This window comes from Pontibacter chitinilyticus (assembly GCF_039748935.1).
In the GTDB taxonomy this organism is placed as follows: domain Bacteria; phylum Bacteroidota; class Bacteroidia; order Cytophagales; family Hymenobacteraceae; genus Pontibacter; species Pontibacter chitinilyticus.
Genome location: NZ_JBDIZJ010000011.1, coordinates 146,645 through 166,810 on the forward strand (window position 1 = coordinate 146,645; position 20,166 = coordinate 166,810).

Here is a 20,166-nt window from a genome sequence, read left to right on the forward strand (position 1 = left end):
TCTTCCCAAATCAAGCGGCCGTGTTTCTTTCCTCCGACCATACTTCCCTGCGCGCGCTGGAGCCCGCAGACCTGGATTTCCTGTATACCCTGGAGAATGATACCTCTGTCTGGCAGGCAGGTAACACGCTTACACCCTATTCCAGGTTTGTGCTGGAGCAGTACCTGGAAAATGCTACCCTCGATATTTATACTATAAAACAGCTGCGCCTGGTAATCTGCCGCGCAGGCGGAGAGCCGGTAGGTGCCATTGATCTGTTTGATTTTGACCCGCTGCACCGCCGTGCCGGTATCGGCATTGTCGTGGCCGCAGCGCAGCGCAGCAATGGACACGCAGGCGCGGCATTGGCATTGCTGCTACAGTACTGCCGCCAGACGCTGCAGCTGCACCAGGTGTATTGCACTGTTTCGGACGGCAATAAGGCTAGTATACACCTGTTTCAGAAGCATGGCTTTACAGAGGTAGGCGTGCGGAAGGACTGGCTGAAAACCACTGCTGGTTGGCGCGACGCCATCGAATTTCAGTGCTTGCTTTAGAAAGGCAACTGGCTGAACTTTATGCCCTGCTTCCATAGTTTAAAAGGCAGGCCTACCTGCCACGATGCTGCGACATGGCTGTTATGGCATAGGCTGGCGGGTGCCCGGGAGCAGAAAGGGAGCAACAGGCTGCTTGCCATCGGTAATTTTGGCAGGCAGCGCCTAAAGTTCCTTTTATGGTATTGTTTTAGTAAGAACACACGATATCTCAGAAAAACAACTTATTTTTGACGAGATCGCAGACACAGGATTTCATTTAAGAACTACATACAGATGTTTGATTTTTTCGGTAAGACCGTTGCCAAAATATTCGGTACAAAATCCGACAGAGATATAAAGGAGGTACTGCCTTATGTATCTAAGATAAACGAAGAATATGCCAGGCTTACCAGTCTGACAGACGATGAACTGCGCGGGAAAACGCAGGAGGTGAAGTCTGTTATTGATGAGCGCCTAAAGCCTATTGATGACCAGATCGCAGCCCTGCACAAGCGCATTGCCGACGAGCAGGAACTGGATATCGTTCAGAAAGAAGCTATTTTTACGGAGATTGATGAGCTGGAGAAGCAGCGCAACAAAGACCTGGAAGTAGTACTGCTGGAGGTGCTGCCCCCCGCCTTTGCCATTGTAAAAGAAACGGCCCGCCGCCTGAAAGAGAATGGCCAACTGGTAGTAACGGCTACTGACCAGGATCGGGCGCTTGCTTTGCGCAAGCCAAACGTGCAGATAGAAGGCGACAAGGCCATCTGGATAAACAAGTGGCTGGCTGCCGGTGCCGAGATTACCTGGGACATGCTGCACTATGATGTGCAGCTGATTGGTGGTGTGGTACTGCACCAGGGCAAGATTGCCGAGATGGCTACAGGTGAAGGTAAAACGCTGGTAGCAACGCTGCCGGCTTTCCTGAATGCCCTGGCTAAGCGCGGCGTACACGTGGTAACGGTAAACGACTACCTGGCCAAGCGTGACTCGGAGTGGATCGGTCCGCTGTTCGAGTTCCACGGCCTGACGATTGACTGCATTGACAAGCACCAGCCTAACTCTGAAGCCCGCCGCGAAGCTTACCGTGCCGATATCACGTATGGTACCAACAACGAATTTGGCTTCGACTACCTGCGCGACAACATGAGCCGCGACCCGCAGGACCTGGTGCAGCGCAAGCACCACTATGCCATGGTCGATGAGGTAGACTCTGTGTTAATTGACGATGCCCGTACGCCGCTGATCATTTCCGGCCCTGTGCCGCGTGGCGATGAGCACGAGTTCTATCAGCTGAAACCACGCATCGCCATGCTGGTAGATGCGCAGCGCAAAGTAGTAAACAACTTCCTGACGGAGGCAAAGCGCCTGATAAAAGACGGCGATACCAAAGAGGGCGGCGTATCCTTGTTTCGTGCTTACCGTGGCCTCCCCAAGAGCAAGCCGCTGATCAAGTACCTGAGCGAGCAGGGCAACCGCGCCATTCTCCAGAAAACAGAGAACTTCTACCTGCAGGATAACTCACGCCAGATGCCGGAGGCCGACGAGCCGCTATACTTTACCATTGATGAAAAGCACAACCAGATCGAGCTGACCGAGAAAGGCATTGACCTGATCACGGGCCAGGGCGAAGATCCGCATTTCTTTATCATGCCCGATATCGGCACTGAAATCGCTAACATCGAGAACAACAAATCGATGTCGCACGAAGAGCAGGTGCACGCCAAGGAGCAGCTGATCGCCGATTTCCAGGAGAAATCGAAGCGTATCCACACCATCAACCAATTGCTTAAGGCCTATACTTTGTTCGAGAAGGACACAGAGTACATCGTGACGCCAGACCACAAAGTGAAGATCGTGGACGAGCAAACCGGCCGTGTGATGGAAGGGCGCCGTTATTCTGACGGCTTGCACCAGGCCATCGAAGCAAAAGAGAACGTGAAGGTGGAGGATGCTACGCAGACGTACGCTACTGTGACACTGCAGAACTACTTCCGTATGTACCACAAGCTTTCGGGTATGACGGGTACAGCCGAAACAGAGGCAGGCGAGTTCTGGGAGATCTATAAACTGGACGTGGTGGTGATTCCAACTAACCGTCCGATCCAACGAGACGATGAGCACGATAAGGTGTTCAAAACGGTGCGCGAGAAGTATAACGCGGTAGCCGACGAGATCGTGGAGCTGACCGAGAAAGGCCGCCCCGTGCTGGTGGGTACTACTTCGGTGGAGATTTCGGAGCTCCTGAGCCGCATGCTCAAGATCCGCAATATCAAACACCAGGTGCTCAACGCCAAGATGCACCAGAAAGAGGCCGAAATCGTGGCCGAAGCTGGTAAGCCAAGCACCGTTACTATCGCCACCAACATGGCAGGTCGTGGTACTGACATTAAGCTGACGCCGGAATCGAAAGCAGCGGGTGGTCTGGCCATTGTAGGTACAGAACGCCACGAGTCACGCCGTGTAGACCGCCAGTTGCGTGGTCGTGCCGGTCGTCAGGGGGATCCGGGTTCTTCACAGTTCTTTGTGAGCTTGGAAGATAACCTGATGCGCCTGTTCGGCTCTGACCGTATTGCCCGCCTGATGGACCGCATGGGTCTGGAAGAAGGCGAGGTGATCCAGCACTCGATGATCACCAACTCGATTGAGCGCGCGCAGAAGAAAGTAGAGGAAAATAACTTCGGACAGCGTAAGCGCCTGCTGGAGTACGACGACGTGATGAACGCCCAGCGTGAGGTAGTATACAAACGCCGCCGCAACGCCCTATATGGCGAGCGTCTGGAACTTGATATCTGGAACATGATCTATGATATCAGCGAGGACGTGGTGGCCAGCTACAAAAACATCAACGACTACGAGAACTTCCAACTGCACCTGATTCGGGTGTTTGGTTTCGAGACGCAGATCACGGGCGACGACTTCCGTAGCGGGCAGGTGAACCAACTGGCCGAGCGCCTCTACAACGAAGCTTTGAACTTCTATCTGAACAAAAACAAGCAGATTTCTGCGCAGGCCTACCCGATCATTGCCGACATTCACCAGAACCGCGGACCAATGATCGAGAACGTGGCTGTGCCGTTTACCGATGGCAAGCGTCAGTTAGCAGCTGTAGCCAACCTGACCAAGGCCTATGAGACCAAAGGCATGGAGCTGCTCCGCTCGATGGAGAAGATGATCACGCTGGGTACTATCGACCAGGCCTGGACCGACCACCTGCGCCAGATGGACGACCTGAAACAAAGTGTGCAAAACGCCGTGTACGAGCAGAAAGACCCGCTGTTAATCTATAAGTTCGAGTCCTTTGAGCTGTTCAAGCGCATGATCGGCAAGGTGAACGAGGAAACCATTAACTTCCTGTTCCATGCTTATATTCCGATCCAGGCACCGGATCAGGTGCAGGCGCCGCGTCCGCAGCAGGCTCCAAAACCGCCCGTGCTGAAAGAGCAGAAAGCCTCGGTACACTCTTCGCTGGAAGATGAGCAGGGCCATATGGCTGAGCAGGCACAGGAACCGGAGCGTATTATGCCGGCACACTCGCAGAAGGTAGCTGGCCGTAACGACCGCGTAAGCGTGCAGTACATGGACGGCCGCGTGGTAAAAGACGTGAAGTTTAAGACTGTAGAAGAGGATCTGGCCAACAACCGCTGCATCCTGATTGAAGAATAAAAATTTAGGAGAAGCCACTGTTCTAAACCGCAGTGGCTTCTTTTATCTGATTTAGAACGTATAGGGAGAGGATGTAGGAGAAAGACAGATCTTTCCTCTTATGTCCTTTATCTTTTAGCTGATAGTATGGCCGGAGAGGAAATAGCTGCTTACATCGACCACACGCTGCTGCGGCCGGAGGCAACTGAAGAGCAGGTGCAGCAACTGTGCGATGAAGCCCGTAACTATGGCTTTGCAGCCGTGTGTGTGCCGCCCTGCTATGTGCAGCTCTCCAGAGAGCGGCTGGGGCCGGGGGCGCTTGTAAAAGTAGCTACCGTTGTGGGCTTTCCGCTGGGTTACCAGCACTCGAAAGTCAAGCTCCTGGAAACACACCAGGCTATAGCAGACGGAGCCAGCGAGATAGATGTGGTGATAAACCTTGCTGCATTTAAGTCTGGCAAGTATGAGGAAGTACAGGCTGAACTGACTGATCTGGCTAGCTTTTGCCACTTGAACAAGGCGGAACTGAAGGTGGTCATCGAAACCGCTTTGCTGTCAGAGGAGGAGATTGTAAAAGCCTGCGAACTTTGCGCTGCAGCAGGGGCCGATTATGTGAAGACCTCGACCGGGTTTGCAGCCCGCGGTGCCTCTGTGGCCGATATAAAGCTGATGCGCCGTGTGCTGCCGAAGCACCTGAAGATCAAAGCATCGGGCGGTATCCGCACATCAGCCGATGCCGAAGCATTAATTAAGGCCGGTGCCGACAGGTTAGGCTGCTCGGCCGGTATACAAATAGTTAGCTCATGAACAAGATCAAAAATATTTTACTGCCGCTGTTGCTGGTATTCACCACTGCCTGTGCCTCCACATCTGGCAGGAAAAGCAGCGAAACCGGGATAGGTAAAAGCTCTGCTAAAGCCAGCGTAAATGAAGATCTAAGCCAGTATCGCCCGAAGTATACGGCCGAAGAAGCAACCGCCGTAGCCCGTGTGGAGCCCACACACCATGTAAACGACCAGGTGGCCGTGCTGATGGATACCGTGGCCAGCGTAAACAGGAACATCCGCTATGCGAAAGGCTACCGCATTCTGGCTTACAACGGCTCGGAACGTCAGGGCGTGATGAACCTGCGCAAAGCCATCATCGGCCGCGTGCCCGACGTGAAAGACTACCTGACGTACCAGCAGCCGAACTTCCGCTTAAAGATCGGCGATTTCTTCAGCCGCATCGAGGCCCAGCAGGTGCTCAACCAAATTCAGGACCTGATTCCTAATGCTCAGATCGTACCCGATCAGATCAACATCAACAAAAATTATTAGCGCCAAGCTAAGCTTTGGTACCAAGTATAAATAAACGTTGCGGCTGATCAGGTCGCAACGTTTATTATTTTCAGGCTATACGGTTTATTGTTACCTTGTTACGCTCCTGTACTTGTCGTACAAGCTACGCGCACCCCGGATGCCATACTATAATGTACCATAGCAGCTTGGGCGCAGCTCCAAAGTAACGGAGTAAATTGCCAATTGCTGTGTGTAGCTGGCATTCCATGCATTTCAGTACCGTCTTTATACATGAATATGTCGATAATAGATCAAGTAAAACGTCTTGCCCATACTTATGCACCCGACACAGTAACACTGCGCCGGCACCTGCACACCCATCCAGAACTGAGCTTCGAAGAATACAATACCGCTGCCTATGTAGAAGAAACGCTTCGCAGTTATGGTTTGCAGCCGCAGCGCATGGCCCGCACCGGAGTGGTGGCGCTGATCGAGGGTAACAATCCGGAAAAGAGAACGATTGCCCTACGTGCCGACCTGGATGCACTGCCCATTGTGGAAGCAAACCAGGTAGCCTACAAATCGAAGAATGAAGGTGTGATGCATGCCTGCGGCCACGACGTACATACTTCTTCGCTGCTGGGCGTTGCCCGTATTCTGCAGGAGCTGCGCCACGAGTTTGAAGGAACCGTAAAGCTGATCTTTCAGCCGGGCGAGGAGAAGTTTCCGGGCGGAGCGTCTGTCATGATCAAAGAGGGGGTGCTGCAGCACCCAAAGCCTGCTGGAATCATTGGTCAGCATGTGTTTCCGATGCTGCCGGCGGGCAAAGTGGGTTTCCGGGCAGGCATGTACATGGCCAGTGCCGATGAGGTCTACATTACTGTGAAAGGCAAAGGAGGCCACGCTGCCATGCCCGAGATGAACGTAGACCCGGTGCTGATCTCGGCGCACCTGATTGTGGCGCTGCAGCAGGTGGTGAGCCGCCATGCCAGTCCGAAGGTGCCCTCTGTGCTGTCGTTTGGCAAAGTAGAGGCCAAAGGCGCGACCAATGTTATCCCGGATGAGGTAAAGATTGAAGGCACGTTCCGGACGATGAACGAAGTATGGCGCAAGGAAGCGCATCAGAAAATACGCCGGCTGGCCGAAGGGCTCTGCGAGAGTATGGGCGGCAGCTGCAACATCGACATCAAGCACGGCTATCCTTACCTGCAGAATGATCCGGAACTAACCGGGCGGGCCCGCGCTGCGGCAGAGGCATACCTCGGAGCCGCTAATGTGGTAGACCTGGATTTGTGGATGGGAGCAGAGGACTTTGCCTACTACTCGCAGGAGGTGCCGGCCTGTTTCTACCGCCTTGGCACCCGCAACGAGGCACGTGACATTATTTCGGGGGTGCACACGCCCACGTTTGACATAGAAGAATCGGCACTGGAGACAAGCATCGGACTAATGGCTTTTGTGGCATTACAGGAACTGGCGGGTTGATATGAAAAAGGTATACCTTATACTAGCGCTGTTGCTGCCAGTTCTGGCGCAGGCGCAGCGCAAATTTACGGCCTCCACAGCCATCTGGCCAGAGCTGCAGTTCACCTACGGCGTTAACGAACAAGGCCTTCTATTTCTGCAGAACCAATACCGCGTTAATACCGATAGCCGCTATAACGACCTGTTAGGCAACGGGGCTTTCCATAGTGTTGAGCGCGTAGAGCTAACCGTTGGATATGAGCAAACGTTTACAGACCATTGGCGGGGCGGCGCCATGCTGCGGTATGCCGCCGAAGATTTTCCCAAAATCCTGTTCCCAACGTTGTTCCTGCGCCACAACGGCCGCATTGGTGGTTTATACTTCAACAAGCAGGCCCTGTTCGAATATGTGATGCAGGAGGAAAGCGACAGGTACGGCCGCGTCCGGCTGCAGGCCGAGCTGGGTAAACGGCTGCCGCTAGGCAGCAAATTCCTGACGCCGGCCCTGCGATATGAGGCTATGCTGCTAACCGACTTAGCGGGCGATAAGGATATTGTAGAGGAGGAACGCATCATCGACCGTACCCGCCTGCGCCTGAGCCTGAACTATGAACTAACAGAAACGCTACGGATAGCTCCCTACTTTATGCGGCAGACGGACTACTATTACGTGCAGGTGCCGCCCACATATAGCGAAGACGGGCTGCTGCTCGAAGAAGGCTATGCTACCAAGCGCAACCGCATCTCGCCGGTAGTAGGGCTGGAACTTAAGTATAACCTGCATGCGCCGTCAAACTCCGCCAGTATTACATATTAATGTGTCCGAAATATGTTAAAACGACAGATTACAAGCATGTTATACTTATGAAAAATGACAATATTACAGGATTAGGCAGGATGAATCAGGTGGGTATGGTTTTTACTATAGTATCGTTGTAATTGATCTTAAACTTTAAACGATATATAACCATGGCACTTAGCAGATACAATGGCATGCAAGAGACCATGCCAAACACCTTTAGCTCTATGTTAGACAGATTTTTTAATGAATCTGTAAACTCCCGCAACTTCTCTGGCTTTACGCCACACGTAGACGCCTGTGAAACAGAGAAAGGCTTCGAAATAGAACTGGCGCTGCCTGGCGTAAAGAAAGAGGACATCAGCATTGACTTCCAGGAAGGCAAACTGACCATTGCCGGCGAGCGCAAAATGGAAAAGAAAGAAGACGGCAGACGTTATCACATGCTGGAGACACAGTACGGTTCTTTCAGCAGAACATTTTACCTGCCCGATAAAGTGAACCCCGACAAGATTTCAGCCAACTTTGATAACGGCGTGTTGCTGGTAAGCGTGCCCAAAGATGAGCAAAAAACGATGAAGCGTCAGATCAATATTACCGGTTCGGATGACAACAAAGAAAAGAGCGATGCAAAGAAACAGGATTCCAAGAAAGTAACTGCATCCTCTGGAAATAATGGCACAGAAAAAGCATAATTAAATTAGGATAACAAAAAAGAGGCCGCTTTCTGGCCTCTTTTTTGTTATCTATAGAGATGTAAACTTAACACAATCGGTTTGTTATATACTATCGTATACTTCAGTAACGTTAGTCTTGTATAATATAGGCGATCACAAATATTAATAAAATAGTTCAAGTAATTTCATGAAGACAAAACAATTTATTGCAGGTATAACACTGTCTGCTATGCTTGGCGGCGGTGTTGCCTTAGGTAGCTATAAGCTGCTGGAAGACGAAATTGTTTCCACTGATGCACAAGGACAGCAATACCCGACTGTCCGCTACACCAGCGACATGCGTAGCAGCAACACGGTAGTGCCGGAAGGCTTAAATTTTGTTAAAGCAGCCCAGGTGTCCACGCCTGCTGTGGTTCATATCATGACGGAGTACTCCGAGGGAGCTTCTGATGAGAACGCAACGGCAATGGACCCGTTCCTGCGCGAGTTTTTTGGCGATGGGCTGGGTAACCGGGCGCCACGCGGGCCGCAAATGGCATCTGGCTCGGGTGTGATCATCGCCTCTAATGGATACATTGTTACTAACAACCACGTAATCGACAAAGCAGATAAGATTAAAGTGGTGATGGATGACAAGCGCACGTTTGACGCGACACTGGTTGGTACAGACCCAACCACCGACATTGCCCTGATCAAAATAAATGCCGATAAACTGCCTGTTATCCGCTACGGCAATTCCGACGACCTACGCATTGGCGATTGGGTACTGGCAGTGGGCAACCCGCTGAACCTGAATACAACTGTAACGGCTGGTATTGTTAGTGCCAAAGCCCGTACGATCAACATCCTGCGCACCAGCGCTAACAGAGATATGAGCATCGAGTCGTTTATCCAGACGGATGCGGCTGTAAACCCTGGTAACTCCGGTGGTGCCCTGGTAAACCTGAATGGTGACCTGGTAGGTATCAACACCGCGATTGCTTCGCAAACCGGTTCGTTTGCCGGCTACTCGTTTGCTGTGCCTTCTTCGATTGTGAGCAAAGTGGTAGACGACCTGCTGAAGTATGGCGAAGTGCAGCGTGCCTTGCTGGGTGCTTCTATCCAGGAAATTGATGCAACACTGGCAAAAGAAAAAGACCTGAAAACCCTGGACGGCGTGTATATTGCCGGTGTGCAGGATAAGAGTGGCGCCAAAGAAGCTGGCCTGCAAGCCGGCGACGTGCTGACAGGGATAAATGGTGTGGCTGTAACCCGTTCATCTCAACTGTTGGAGCAGGTGGCCCGCTACCGCCCTGGCGACAAGGTAAAAGTAACGTACCTGCGTAACGGAAAAGAGCAGACGGCCAACGTGCTGCTCAAAAACCTCAACAACAGTACAGAACTGGTAAAACACAGCAATGCCAAATCAGTTACGTTCGATGGTGCTATGTTTGCGCCCGTTTCCAAGCAGGAAATGAACAAACTGGGCATTGATGGTGGTGCGAAGATCTCGGGCGTAGACAAGAGCGATTTCCGTGATACCGGTATGAAAGACGGCTTTATCATCACCCGTATCGATAAGTACCCGGTAAGCCAGCCTTCGGATGTAGAGAAATATCTGAAAGACTTTGACAATGGCGTGGTATACATCGAAGGGGTGTATCCTGATGGCCTGAAGGCTTACTACCCGATCGGAAAACAGTAAAATCAGATTTGTTATATATGAGAAAGCTTCTGCAACATAGCAGAAGCTTTTTTATTTTTATAGCTTTGTAAGAGACCCTCATTCATAAATTATAAACCACATGAAACAAACCATAGACGCATTGCCGCTAACCAAAGCTATAGAAGACGTGCTCCACCAGCTGGGCATCAAAGAAAACAACCCTGCGTACAGCACCGGCCAGACCTGGGGCGGGCAGGAGAACCGCGCTACCCGCGAGGTGCACTCGCCGGCAGATGGCAACCTGATCGCCTCCGTTCATATAGCTTCGGAGGAGGATTACGAGCAGGTGGTGCAAACGGCACAACGGGCTTTTGAAGTATGGCGCAAAGTACCGGCACCAAAGCGCGGCGAAGTAGTACGCCAGATCGGCTTGAAACTGCGGGAGCACAAAGAAGCACTGGGCAAGCTGGTGAGCTACGAGATGGGCAAAATTCTACAGGAAGGCCTGGGCGAAGTGCAGGAGATGATCGATATCTGCGATTTCGCGGTAGGGCTGTCGCGGCAGCTGCATGGCTATACCATGCATTCTGAGCGCCCGCAGCACCGCATGTATGAGCAGTACCACCCGCTGGGCATTGTAGGCATTATCTCCGCATTTAACTTTCCGGTGGCTGTATGGAGTTGGAATGCGATGCTGGCTGCCGTTTGTGGCGATGTGAGCATCTGGAAACCTTCGGAGAAAACACCACTTACAGCTGTAGCCTGTCAGCATATCATCCGTGATGTTTTAGCTGAGAACGAGCTACCGGAGGGCGTGTTTAACCTGATCATCGGCGATGCGCAGGTTGGCAGCCTGATGAGCCACGACGAGCGCCTGCCGCTGGTGTCGGCGACAGGCTCTACGCGCATGGGCAAAAAAGTTGGCGAGGCTGTAGGCGCACGCCTGGGCAAATCGCTGCTGGAACTTGGTGGCAACAACGCTATCATCATCACGGAGAGTGCCGACCTGGAAATGACGTTGCGCGCCGTTGTATTTGGTGCCGTGGGTACCTGCGGCCAGCGTTGCACGTCTACCCGCCGCCTCATTATCCACGAAAACATCTATGAGCAGGTAAAAGCGCGCCTGACCCGGATCTACCCGAACCTGCCTATTGGCCATCCGCTGAACAACACCACGCTGGTCGGCCCGCTGATCGACAAGCATGCGGTGGAGGCTTTCCAAAAGGCGCTGGAGAAGGTGCAGCAGGAGGGAGGCAACTTGATAGTAGGCGGCGAGGTACTGACGGGCGAAGGCTTTGAGACAGGCACCTACGTGACGCCTGCCATTGTGGAAGCAGAAAACAGCTACGAGATGGTGCAGGAGGAGACCTTTGCGCCCATCCTCTACCTGATCAAGTATAGCGGCGATGTGGAAAACGCCATTGCGCTGCAGAATGGCGTACGGCAGGGCTTGTCCTCTTCTATTTTCTCTACCAACCTGCTCGAAACAGAAGCTTTCCTGAGCCACTGGGGCTCTGACTGCGGCATCGCAAACGTGAACATTGGTACTTCCGGTGCTGAAATCGGTGGCGCATTTGGAGGCGAAAAAGATACCGGCGGTGGCCGCGAATCTGGTTCCGACGCCTGGCGCGTATACATGCGCCGCCAGACCAATACCATCAACTATAGTCGCGAGCTGCCGCTGGCCCAAGGCATCCGGTTCGATATCATGGACTAGATGAACACGCTAACGTGCTTCAGCAGGATTTAAGGATGATCAACAGCAACTGAAGTATAAACGGAAGGAGAACAGGCTATCAAAATATAGCCATCGTGCTAATCTTTAATCCTGTTCATGTTGCTTCAGACATAGCAGCAAGCCAGCTCTACATTAGGGCTGGCTTGCTGCATTTACAGGTTTTGCTCGCCTGCAAAAAGGCCCTGCTAAGGACGTTTGCAGCGGCTAAACTCAGTAAGATCAAAGGAGTAAGCATCAGTAGAAAATATTTTGCAACTTCATGCAACTTCGTGCTCCTGCCGGTGTCTTTAGGTTGAATTTGGATGAAAGGGAATGCGCCGGTGAAAGTATAAATCAGGAAAGTGCGGCAAGTACAGGTGCTGTGCAAAAGCAGAACAACATTGGAGACACTCAGCTATCAGGATGTAAACCACCAGGTGATCGAGCGCTGCAAGAGCGGTGATAACCGCGCGCAGTATGAGCTGTACAAGCTGTATTCCAAAGCCATGTTTAACGTTAGCATGCGCATCACCAACGACTATGCCGAAGCCGAAGATGTGCTGCAGGAGGCATTTGTGAGTGCTTTCAGGAAGCTTCATACTTATAAAGCAGAGGCTTCGTTTGGGAGCTGGCTTAAAAAGATAGTAGTTAATGCGGCGATAAATGCCGTTCGCCGGCGGCACAGCGAACTGGTGCCCATGGATGAACACGTAGTAGCTGATGTAGCCGATGAGGTGTACGATGAAGATGCCACCACCTGGAAAGTAGATCGAGTGCGGCAGGCCATCCAGAAGCTGCCGGATGGCTATCGGGTAGTACTCAGCTTATACTTGCTGGAAGGATACGATCACGCTGAAATAGGGGAGATTCTGGCCATTACCGAGTCCACTTCTAAGTCGCAGTACAGCAGGGCAAAAAAGAAACTGCTGGAGATCGTACAAGAGCCATCGATGATGACTTAATAAAAGAATTTATGGAGAATTTGTACCATGGAAGATAAACTAAAAGGATTTGTAAGCGAACACCGGGATGCGTTCGATACATTTGAGCCCCGGGCGGAACTGTGGCAGGAAATCTGTCAGGAGCTGCCAAGTCCTCTAAAAGAAGCAAAGGTGATCAACATCAAATTTGGAGAGCGGGCCAGCTTTAGTGCCGACTTCCTGTTTATGCGCATTGCCGCCGCTGTTTTGCTGCTCCTAACCTGTGGCCTCACGTTGTTTGTGATGAAACAGAAGGCTTTCACCGGCACCAGCACCATCGCTGCCGCCAGCCAGAACAAACTGCAGAAAATAGCGCCCGAAATAGTAGAAGTAGAAGCTTACTATACCAGCCAGATACAAGAGAAAAAGAGCGAGCTAAGTGTGTATGATAAGAAGGTGCTCGGCTTGAGCGGAGATGCCGGCATTGATAGCGAACTGGCGCGCCTGGACAGTAGCTACACCGAGCTTAAGAAAGAACTTTATACAACCCCAAACACTGACCGTGTGGTAGAAGCTATGATCCAGAACCTGCAGATCCGGATGGAGGTGCTTAACCGCCAGTTAGATGTACTTCAAAAGATTGAAGATAAACAAAAAGGACCTACTTCTGAACCCGTAAGAGATGAAACGACGAATACCTAACCTTAAACAGCTGCTAACCATCATGGCTGTGGCTGTTCCTATGATGGCCTCAGCACAACAAGTGCCCGTGGCGCCATCTACCCCCCAAATGCCGGCGCAGCCCTCCAGCCCCGTACTGGTTAACTGCGCTGAACTTACTGCCCTAGCTAATTCTGCCGCCTTGGCAGTGGTGGCCAACGGAGGAGTAAACCGGCTCTGGTTGCAGGAAAGTGAGGCTACGCTTGACGCTGAGAAACAGCGGACCATTGATAAAAACTATAAAGTGAGCAAAGCCGACCTGCTTGATGTGGAGAACAAGTTCGGCAGCGTGCGGGTAAACACCTGGGATAAAAATGAAATGCGGGTAAAGGTGGATGTTATTGCCCGCGCCAGCACCGACGAAAAAGCACAGGAAATACTGGATAACATCAGGATCATAGAAGTGCGCGAAGGAAACACCATCTCCTATAAAACAGAAATGTCGCCGATGCGCATCTCGGGCAACACACACAAAAGCTTCGAGGTGAACTACACCATCTATATGCCCACTGAAAACCCGCTGACGGTCAGCAACACGTATGGCGATGTATATGTGGCCAACCTGCAGGGCAAAGCCGACATCTCGGTGAAGTATGGTTCTCTGAAGAGCGAACGGCTGAGCAACAGTGGCAACAACGTAAAAATTGCGTATGGCTCCGGCAACTGTGCTTTTATAAATGGCGGAAACATCCAGGTGGCCTACTCAAGTATGAGCCTGGACGGCACAAATGGTTTGGAGGGCTCTTCCAAGTATAGCGATTTCAAGATCGGAAACCTGGGCGAAGAACTGAACCTGGAAGTAAAGTATGGCACGTTTAAAGTAAGCAATGTCAGTAAAAACATCCGCCGTATCTCGCTCGACAGTGGCTTTAGTCCCATTGCCCTGAACTTTGATAACAACACGTCTTTCAACTTTGATGTAAATGTGCAGTTTGCCGATTTCAATGTAGATAAGTCGCTCATCAACCTGACATCACATGAGAAAGACTACACGTCAGCCACATATAAGGGCAACTTTGGAGGTACGGCGGCAAAAGGTGCCGTCAACATCAGCTCGAAGTATGGTGATGTGAAGTTTACGCAATGATACGTTTGAAATAAAATTGTTTGTTTAAGATGTGAAAGGGAGCCAGCTATTGCCGGCTCTTTTTATTTGTATCAAACTGAACCAGGGAGGCCGGTCCTCTGGCAAAAATGTCCCCGTTTAAAAAGGAGCGAGGCTTGGAGGCAGGTTTATCAAAAAGCGTGTTGCCATACTTAGTATGAATAAAAGAGGAGCTATAGCCCTGTAGCAGCAGCAAAGTGGGGAATATTTGCTGATGTGCTTGCCTGTTAGGAGCAGGTATGGTGTAGCGCGAAGTATAACCCGATTCGTCCAGTAGCCATAGGGGCACATTGGCTTCTATCGGCGTGGTATTGGTGGTAGAGGCATGCGTAATCTGAATGCCATTTCCAGAGAGGTCCTGCCCGTGATCGGAAGTATAAATGATCACGGTACTGTCGCGGGGCGTAATTCCTGTGAGTAGCTTTTTCCAGAAGCCATCTACCGTCCATCGGACGGAATTGTAGTACGTGTTGCGTGATTTCTCGTGGTCCATCAGCATACTTCGCTCCGGGAGCGTGGGTTTGAAGAACACCGCGTTTGGCGGGTAGGTGCGAGCATAGGGCCAGTGCGCTCCTGCTTTGTTCACGTATACAAATACCTTATCCGGTGATTTTGATAATTGCAACAGCAGGTGTGCCACGGCATAGTCCCGCTCGTAATAAGGCATGTTCGGGTCTTCATCAATCGGCTGTATAAAATGATCCACATACGCGAGATCGGAAGGAGACACGTAGTTTTGCAACACCTTAAGGCCCAGTTGGGCATCTATAAAGTAAGTTTTATAGCCTGCTTTGCTGGCATACTGAAAGATGGAGGGCTGCGTTAGCGCCAGATGCTTTTTGTCCGGAAGCTGCGCTAGCTGTATCCCGCTCATCAGCGCAATGTTGCTCCCCGAACTGTAATTTGCGGTAGAACTGGCTATCCCAAAATTAATGATACGGTTAGCTGCAGCCTTTAAGTAGGGCGTGGTGGCGGCGCTGTTTCCGTTTAGCGAGAGCGCACTGCCAATGATGCTCTCGTCCATTATCATAAACAGGTGCTTTACACCGGTAGTTGTCGGGCTTGCGGCAACTTTATGCCGGCTGCCAAGAGGTAATTCATGCTGATGCGCCAGAAAAGTACTTACCGGTACCCGATAAAAAGCAGGAAAGTCATCAGCGTTGCCAAGTGTGCTGCCAGCGTATAAGTAGCTCAGGAACAATGCCGGTACCACCACCCCAGCTTGCCAGGGCTGGTAAACAAGGGTAGTACGCTTGCTCAGGAAAAACAGGGCACCAACAACAAGGGCAGCGCTGACCAGTGCCAGCACGATAGGCAGCGCATAGGTAGACAGTGCTGCCTGTAAGTAATGCATGTTGCTTAAAGCTGTCTGCGCGTCGGTATACGCGAAATTATACCCTGTAATAAAGCGGTAAGTCAGGCTGATGCTGAGCAGCGGGAATAGCAAAAGAAGAAAACTGTACCGGATAGTTTTGCTTTTGTTAAAAAGTAAAACCAGCAGGCTGCCAGTTGTAAAAGCAAACAGCAGCAAGTATAAGAGCAGTGCCGCGACGCTGTTTCTGAAAAGCAGCGTTTGGAGCAAATAATATACGCGCCCGGGCCGCATCTCCACGGTTACAATGTAGAGCGAGAAAAGGATAAGGTAAACGAGTTGCCGGGTATAAAGGTGTTGCTTCGCGGTCATAGGGGCGAATAGATAGGGTCGTGAAAGGGCTGGCAGTACATAAACGTGTGGGCGCTTGCTGTACTATAAAATGCTATATTGCATAGTAAATACGTCCTGGCCCCTGATTAATTTGTGCAAGGTAATAAATCTATGCCAGCAGAGGCGATAAAAGCCACCCTTGGTCAGGACTTAGGTTCGTTGTGTCCGATCTTATTTCTTGATATACCTATGGAAACCGAGAACAAGCCTTTTCACTCTTCTAAAGCGCCCGAGCCCGTTGGCTTATACCCACATGCACGGCGCGCCGGCAATTTGCTTTTTCTGTCAGGGGTAGGGCCGCGGGAGCGGGGAAGTACGCAAATTCCGGGTGTGGAGCTGGACACACAGGGCAATGTTTTGCGTTATGATATCGCGGCACAATGCCATGCGGTATTCCGGAATGTGCGTTACATTCTGGAAGAGGCCGGCTCCGGCTGGGAGCAACTAGTGGACGTAACCGTATTCCTGACCAACATGCAGGACGACTTTGCCACCTACAACCGCCTCTATGCGGAATACTTTAATGAGAACCAGCCCTGCCGCACCACAGTAGAAGTGAACCGGCTACCCACACCTATTGCTATCGAGCTAAAGTGTATCGCTACAATAGCGGCGCCACAGCAAGTATAGCAGCATAAAAGAGTCATTCGTGAGCGAAATAAGAGAACAATTCTATCAGCAGCGGGCCGCGCAGTTTGCAGAACAGGAGAAAGGCGCCGCTTCCAGGTCAAGCACTGTATCCTGGTTGCGGGTACTGGTCTTTTTGGCAGGCGCTGCCCTGGCGTACTACTGCTTCCGCAGCGGCCAGAACGCCTTGGGAGGCTTGGCTATACTCGTATTCTACATCCTTTTTCTGGTTGTGCTGCGCTGGCACCAGCGGCTTGATTTTAAACACCAGCAGCTCGTATTGCTACAGCAGTTTAACCTGCAGGAGGTAGACCGGCTGCATGGCCGCCTGCGGGGATTTGACGAGGGCAGCGAATTTGCGGATGCTCATCACCCGTATACTTCAGATCTGGATATTTTTGGCGCCAATTCGCTGTTTCAGCTGCTGAACCGTGCCGTTTCGAGCATTGGCAGGCAGCGGCTGGCAAGCTGGCTGCAGCAGGCCGCTACGCCGGCTACCATACAGCAGCGGCAAGAGGCCCTGCAGGAGCTTACGCAGCACATGGAGTGGACACAGGTCTTCCTGGTGTTGCCGCGTTATTACAAGCAAACAGCTGCGCCAGCCACTGAGTTTATTACCTGGATGCGGCAGCACACCGATTTTTACCTGCGCCACCCTTTTATGAAAGTGTTGGTCTGGGTATTGCCTGTGCTAACGCTGGCTGCCATCGTGGCCTGGGGGTATGGCGTGAGCGGCTATGTACCTTCTTTTTTCCTGCTGGTGCAGTACCTGTTAGGCTATAAGTATAACGCAGAGCGGGAGGCATATTATGAAAAGAGCATCGGCATGTATGAGGCTGTTCGGAGCTATTCGCGCCAGCTGCAGCACTTGGAGCAGCACACCTTTTCCTCGCCCTTGCTGCAACAGTTGCAGGCAGCGCTACTAACAGGAGATGGCAAAGCATCCGCGGCAGTAACCAGGCTTTCCTCCATCATCGACTATTTCTCTTGGCGTCTCAGCACGCTCATGAGCTTTTTCCTGAATACCATCTTCATGTGGGATTTTATCTGGATGTTTCGGCTGGAGCAGTGGCGGCAAAAGCACCTGGAGCAACTGGAAAAGGCGGTAGAAGTGCTTGCAGAAACGGAGGCGCTGGCAAGTATGGCCTGCTTCCGGCATGCTAATCCAGGCTTTGCTATGCCGCAGTTAAGTGAGCAGTCGTTTACGTTTAAGGCACAGGCGCTGGCACATCCGCTTATTTTCTCGGTAGCGCCTGTTACCAATAGTTTCGGGATGGCTGGCATGGGGCAGACGATTGTGATTACAGGCTCTAACATGTCCGGCAAAACTACGTTTTTGCGCACCATTGGCATTAACATGGTGCTGGCGCTGATGGGAGCACCTGCTTGTGCCGAAAAGCTTATACTTGCTCCGGCACAAGTATACACGGCGATGCGCACCGTAGACAACCTGGCCGAAAATACTTCGTCGTTTTATGCCGAACTGAAGCGACTGCGCGTACTGCTGGAACTAACGGAGCAGGGGCAACCGGTTTTTTACCTGCTCGACGAGATCTTGAAAGGCACCAACTCCCGCGATCGCCATCATGGGGCCATGGCGCTTATCCGGCAACTGCACAAACGCAATGCCGCCGGCCTTATCTCTACCCACGACCTGGAGCTTGGAGCCATGGAGCAGGAACTGCTGGGCAGCGTTCACAACTATAGCTTCAACAGCGACATTGTGGGTAATGAGATCAGGTTCGACTACAAACTACGGCGCGGCATCTGCCGTAGCTTTAATGCCAGTAAGCTCATGGAACTGATGGGCATCGACATGAACAATCAACCTGAAGATAACAAAACATATGAGAGTCGTAGCTGATATCCCCAACCCGAACATGAAAGTAACGCTGCTGGCCTGGAATGGCAAGTACCTGCTGAAGCTGGAAAAAGGCAGCTTTGAGCAAACCTATAAGATTAGTGAAATGGACGTGACAGGAGATGAAGGCGCTAAAGCCCTGTTGGACGAGGAATTCTTAGAAGCTGTTCAGAACCGATTTCAGGACATGCGCGATGCTTTTGTGAGTACCGTGAGACGGAATGGGTGAGACTTTTGCTGCTGTTTCCCGTCTGTTGGCATTTTCAGGTTACCAGTTCTATCATCTTAAGAAGTGGTTACATCAATAGACGCAGAACTTGTAAAGCTTGTGTTTTATCATTATCATTATGTTAATGAAAGTTAATATTTTTAGTAAATCTCTTTTGCCTTTCGCACGGAGCAGCAAACGAAATCAAGTTTACCGGTGTTGCCTCCTTGCCATGGCACCCTTATATTAAAGCTCACTGTACCTGTTTCTCTTAATCATTTCATACATATAAGTAAAAAAGATAATGAAGAAAATTAAAGTAGGTGTTGTAGGCACGGGCTTTATTGGCCCCGCTCATATTGAAGCCTTGCGAAGGCTCCCGAATGTAGAAGTAGCCGCGCTTTGCGAAGTAACTGAGCAAATGGCCAAAGAAAAGGCCGCTGGGCTTGGCATTGAGCGTTCCTATACGTTTGAGGATCTGTTGAAACAGGATGATATTACGAGTATTCACATCTGCACACCAAATTTTCTGCATTATTCCCAATCGAAGGCTGCTTTGCAGGCAGGCAAGCACGTGGTGTGCGAGAAACCCTTAGCCAAAAACCTGCAAGAGGCGGAAGAACTGGTACGTGTTGCCGCCGATACCGGCCTGGTAAATGCTGTCCACTTTAACTTGCGCTACTATCCGCTGGTGCGTCAGATGAAGACCATGCGCGAAAAAGGAGAACTGGGTGAAATTTATTCCTTTATCGGTTCTTATCTGCAGGACTGGTTATTCTATAATACGGATTACAACTGGCGCTTAGAACCCGATAAATCAGGCGATTCCCGGGCGATAGCGGATATTGGCTCTCACCTGATGGACGTGCTCGAATACATCACCGGCCTGAAAACCACTTCAGTGTTAGCTGATTTCAACACGATTCATAAAACACGCAAAAAACCGCTGAAGCCCATTGAAACTTATTCGGGTAAAATGCTGACACCAGAGGATTATACCGATGTGGAGATCAGCACAGAAGATCACGCCAACGTGCTGCTTCGCTTTGACAACGGGAACAGCGGCGTGATCACAGTGTCGCAGGTATCAGCTGGGCGTAAAAACCAGATGAAACTCGAAATTTCCGGATCAAAGCAGACCTTCGCCTGGAATTCGGAAGCTCCAAACGAAATGTGGATTGGCAACCGCGACGGTGCTAATCAACTGCTCATGCGCGATCCGTCGCTGGTGCACCCGGAAGTGCGCTCCCTGATTACGTTTCCTGGTGGCCACAACGA

The 20,166-nt window shown here is 51.3% G+C and carries 17 protein-coding genes; 16 read left to right on the forward strand and 1 reads right to left on the reverse strand.

What is annotated here, in order from left to right; all coding sequences use genetic code 11:
• Positions 1–20 precede the first annotated feature (20 nt).
• The 12 genes from ABDW72_RS16080 (at position 21) to ABDW72_RS16135 (ending at position 14,469) form a co-directional block, all read left to right on the forward strand.
• A complete protein-coding gene (locus ABDW72_RS16080; RefSeq protein ID WP_347159616.1) occupies positions 21–536 on the forward strand; it encodes a GNAT family N-acetyltransferase in 516 nt (171 codons plus the stop codon).
• 273 nt (positions 537–809) lie between these two features.
• On the forward strand, positions 810–4,181 hold the full coding sequence (gene secA / locus ABDW72_RS16085) for a preprotein translocase subunit SecA (protein WP_347159617.1): 3,372 nt from the start codon (positions 810–812) through the stop codon (positions 4,179–4,181).
• A gap of 126 nt (positions 4,182–4,307) precedes the next feature.
• Positions 4,308–4,967 carry a deoxyribose-phosphate aldolase gene (gene deoC / locus ABDW72_RS16090; RefSeq protein WP_347159618.1) on the forward strand — a complete coding sequence of 220 codons (660 nt, stop codon included), beginning with the start codon at positions 4,308–4,310 and terminating at the stop codon, positions 4,965–4,967.
• Positions 4,964–5,479: a sporulation protein gene (locus tag ABDW72_RS16095; RefSeq protein WP_347159619.1), complete on the forward strand. Its 516-nt coding sequence runs from the start codon at positions 4,964–4,966 to the stop codon at positions 5,477–5,479. The genes deoC and ABDW72_RS16095 overlap by 4 nt, the downstream gene beginning before the upstream one ends.
• 258 nt (positions 5,480–5,737) lie before the next feature.
• The gene (locus ABDW72_RS16100) at positions 5,738–6,925 is read left to right on the forward strand and encodes a M20 metallopeptidase family protein (RefSeq protein ID WP_347159620.1); all 1,188 of its coding nucleotides are present in this window, start codon (positions 5,738–5,740) and stop codon (positions 6,923–6,925) included.
• Position 6,926: 1 nt separating this feature from the next.
• The gene (locus ABDW72_RS16105; RefSeq protein WP_347159621.1) at positions 6,927–7,721 is read left to right on the forward strand and encodes a porin family protein; all 795 of its coding nucleotides are present in this window, start codon (positions 6,927–6,929) and stop codon (positions 7,719–7,721) included.
• A gap of 209 nt (positions 7,722–7,930) precedes the next feature.
• Entirely contained in the window at positions 7,931–8,398 is a 468-nt protein-coding gene (locus ABDW72_RS16110) for an Hsp20/alpha crystallin family protein (protein WP_347159622.1), read from the forward strand.
• A 169-nt stretch (positions 8,399–8,567) separates the two neighbouring features.
• Positions 8,568–10,064, forward strand: a complete 1,497-nt coding sequence (locus tag ABDW72_RS16115) for a Do family serine endopeptidase (RefSeq protein WP_347159623.1) — start codon at positions 8,568–8,570, stop codon at positions 10,062–10,064.
• A gap of 100 nt (positions 10,065–10,164) precedes the next feature.
• Positions 10,165–11,742, forward strand: a complete 1,578-nt coding sequence (amaB, locus tag ABDW72_RS16120; RefSeq protein WP_347159624.1) for an L-piperidine-6-carboxylate dehydrogenase — start codon at positions 10,165–10,167, stop codon at positions 11,740–11,742.
• Between the two features lie 401 nt (positions 11,743–12,143).
• A complete protein-coding gene (locus ABDW72_RS16125; protein ID WP_347159625.1) occupies positions 12,144–12,704 on the forward strand; it encodes an RNA polymerase sigma factor in 561 nt (186 codons plus the stop codon).
• A gap of 27 nt (positions 12,705–12,731) precedes the next feature.
• A complete protein-coding gene (locus ABDW72_RS16130; RefSeq protein ID WP_347159626.1) occupies positions 12,732–13,364 on the forward strand; it encodes a hypothetical protein in 633 nt (210 codons plus the stop codon).
• Complete coding sequence (locus tag ABDW72_RS16135; RefSeq protein WP_347159627.1) at positions 13,345–14,469, forward strand: DUF4097 family beta strand repeat-containing protein; 1,125 nt, start codon at positions 13,345–13,347, stop codon at positions 14,467–14,469. The genes ABDW72_RS16130 and ABDW72_RS16135 overlap by 20 nt, the downstream gene beginning before the upstream one ends.
• Before the next feature lie 46 nt (positions 14,470–14,515).
• On the opposite strand, the gene ABDW72_RS16140 is transcribed toward ABDW72_RS16135, so the two are convergent.
• Positions 14,516–16,171, reverse strand: a complete 1,656-nt coding sequence (locus ABDW72_RS16140) for a sulfatase-like hydrolase/transferase (RefSeq protein WP_347159628.1) — start codon at positions 16,169–16,171, stop codon at positions 14,516–14,518.
• Between the two features lie 210 nt (positions 16,172–16,381).
• Between ABDW72_RS16140 and ABDW72_RS16145 the strand changes: the two genes are divergently transcribed.
• The 4 genes from ABDW72_RS16145 to ABDW72_RS16160 all read left to right on the forward strand — a co-directional run.
• A complete protein-coding gene (locus ABDW72_RS16145; protein ID WP_347159629.1) occupies positions 16,382–16,822 on the forward strand; it encodes a RidA family protein in 441 nt (146 codons plus the stop codon).
• A gap of 19 nt (positions 16,823–16,841) precedes the next feature.
• Positions 16,842–18,683 (forward strand): MutS-related protein, encoded by a 1,842-nt coding sequence (locus ABDW72_RS16150; RefSeq protein ID WP_347159630.1) that lies wholly within the window; start codon positions 16,842–16,844, stop codon positions 18,681–18,683.
• Entirely contained in the window at positions 18,667–18,909 is a 243-nt protein-coding gene (locus ABDW72_RS16155; protein ID WP_347159631.1) for a hypothetical protein, read from the forward strand. The genes ABDW72_RS16150 and ABDW72_RS16155 overlap by 17 nt, the downstream gene beginning before the upstream one ends.
• A 283-nt stretch (positions 18,910–19,192) precedes the next feature.
• Positions 19,193–20,166: Gfo/Idh/MocA family protein (locus tag ABDW72_RS16160; RefSeq protein WP_347159632.1), on the forward strand; the 974-nt coding region annotated here is incomplete at its 3' end.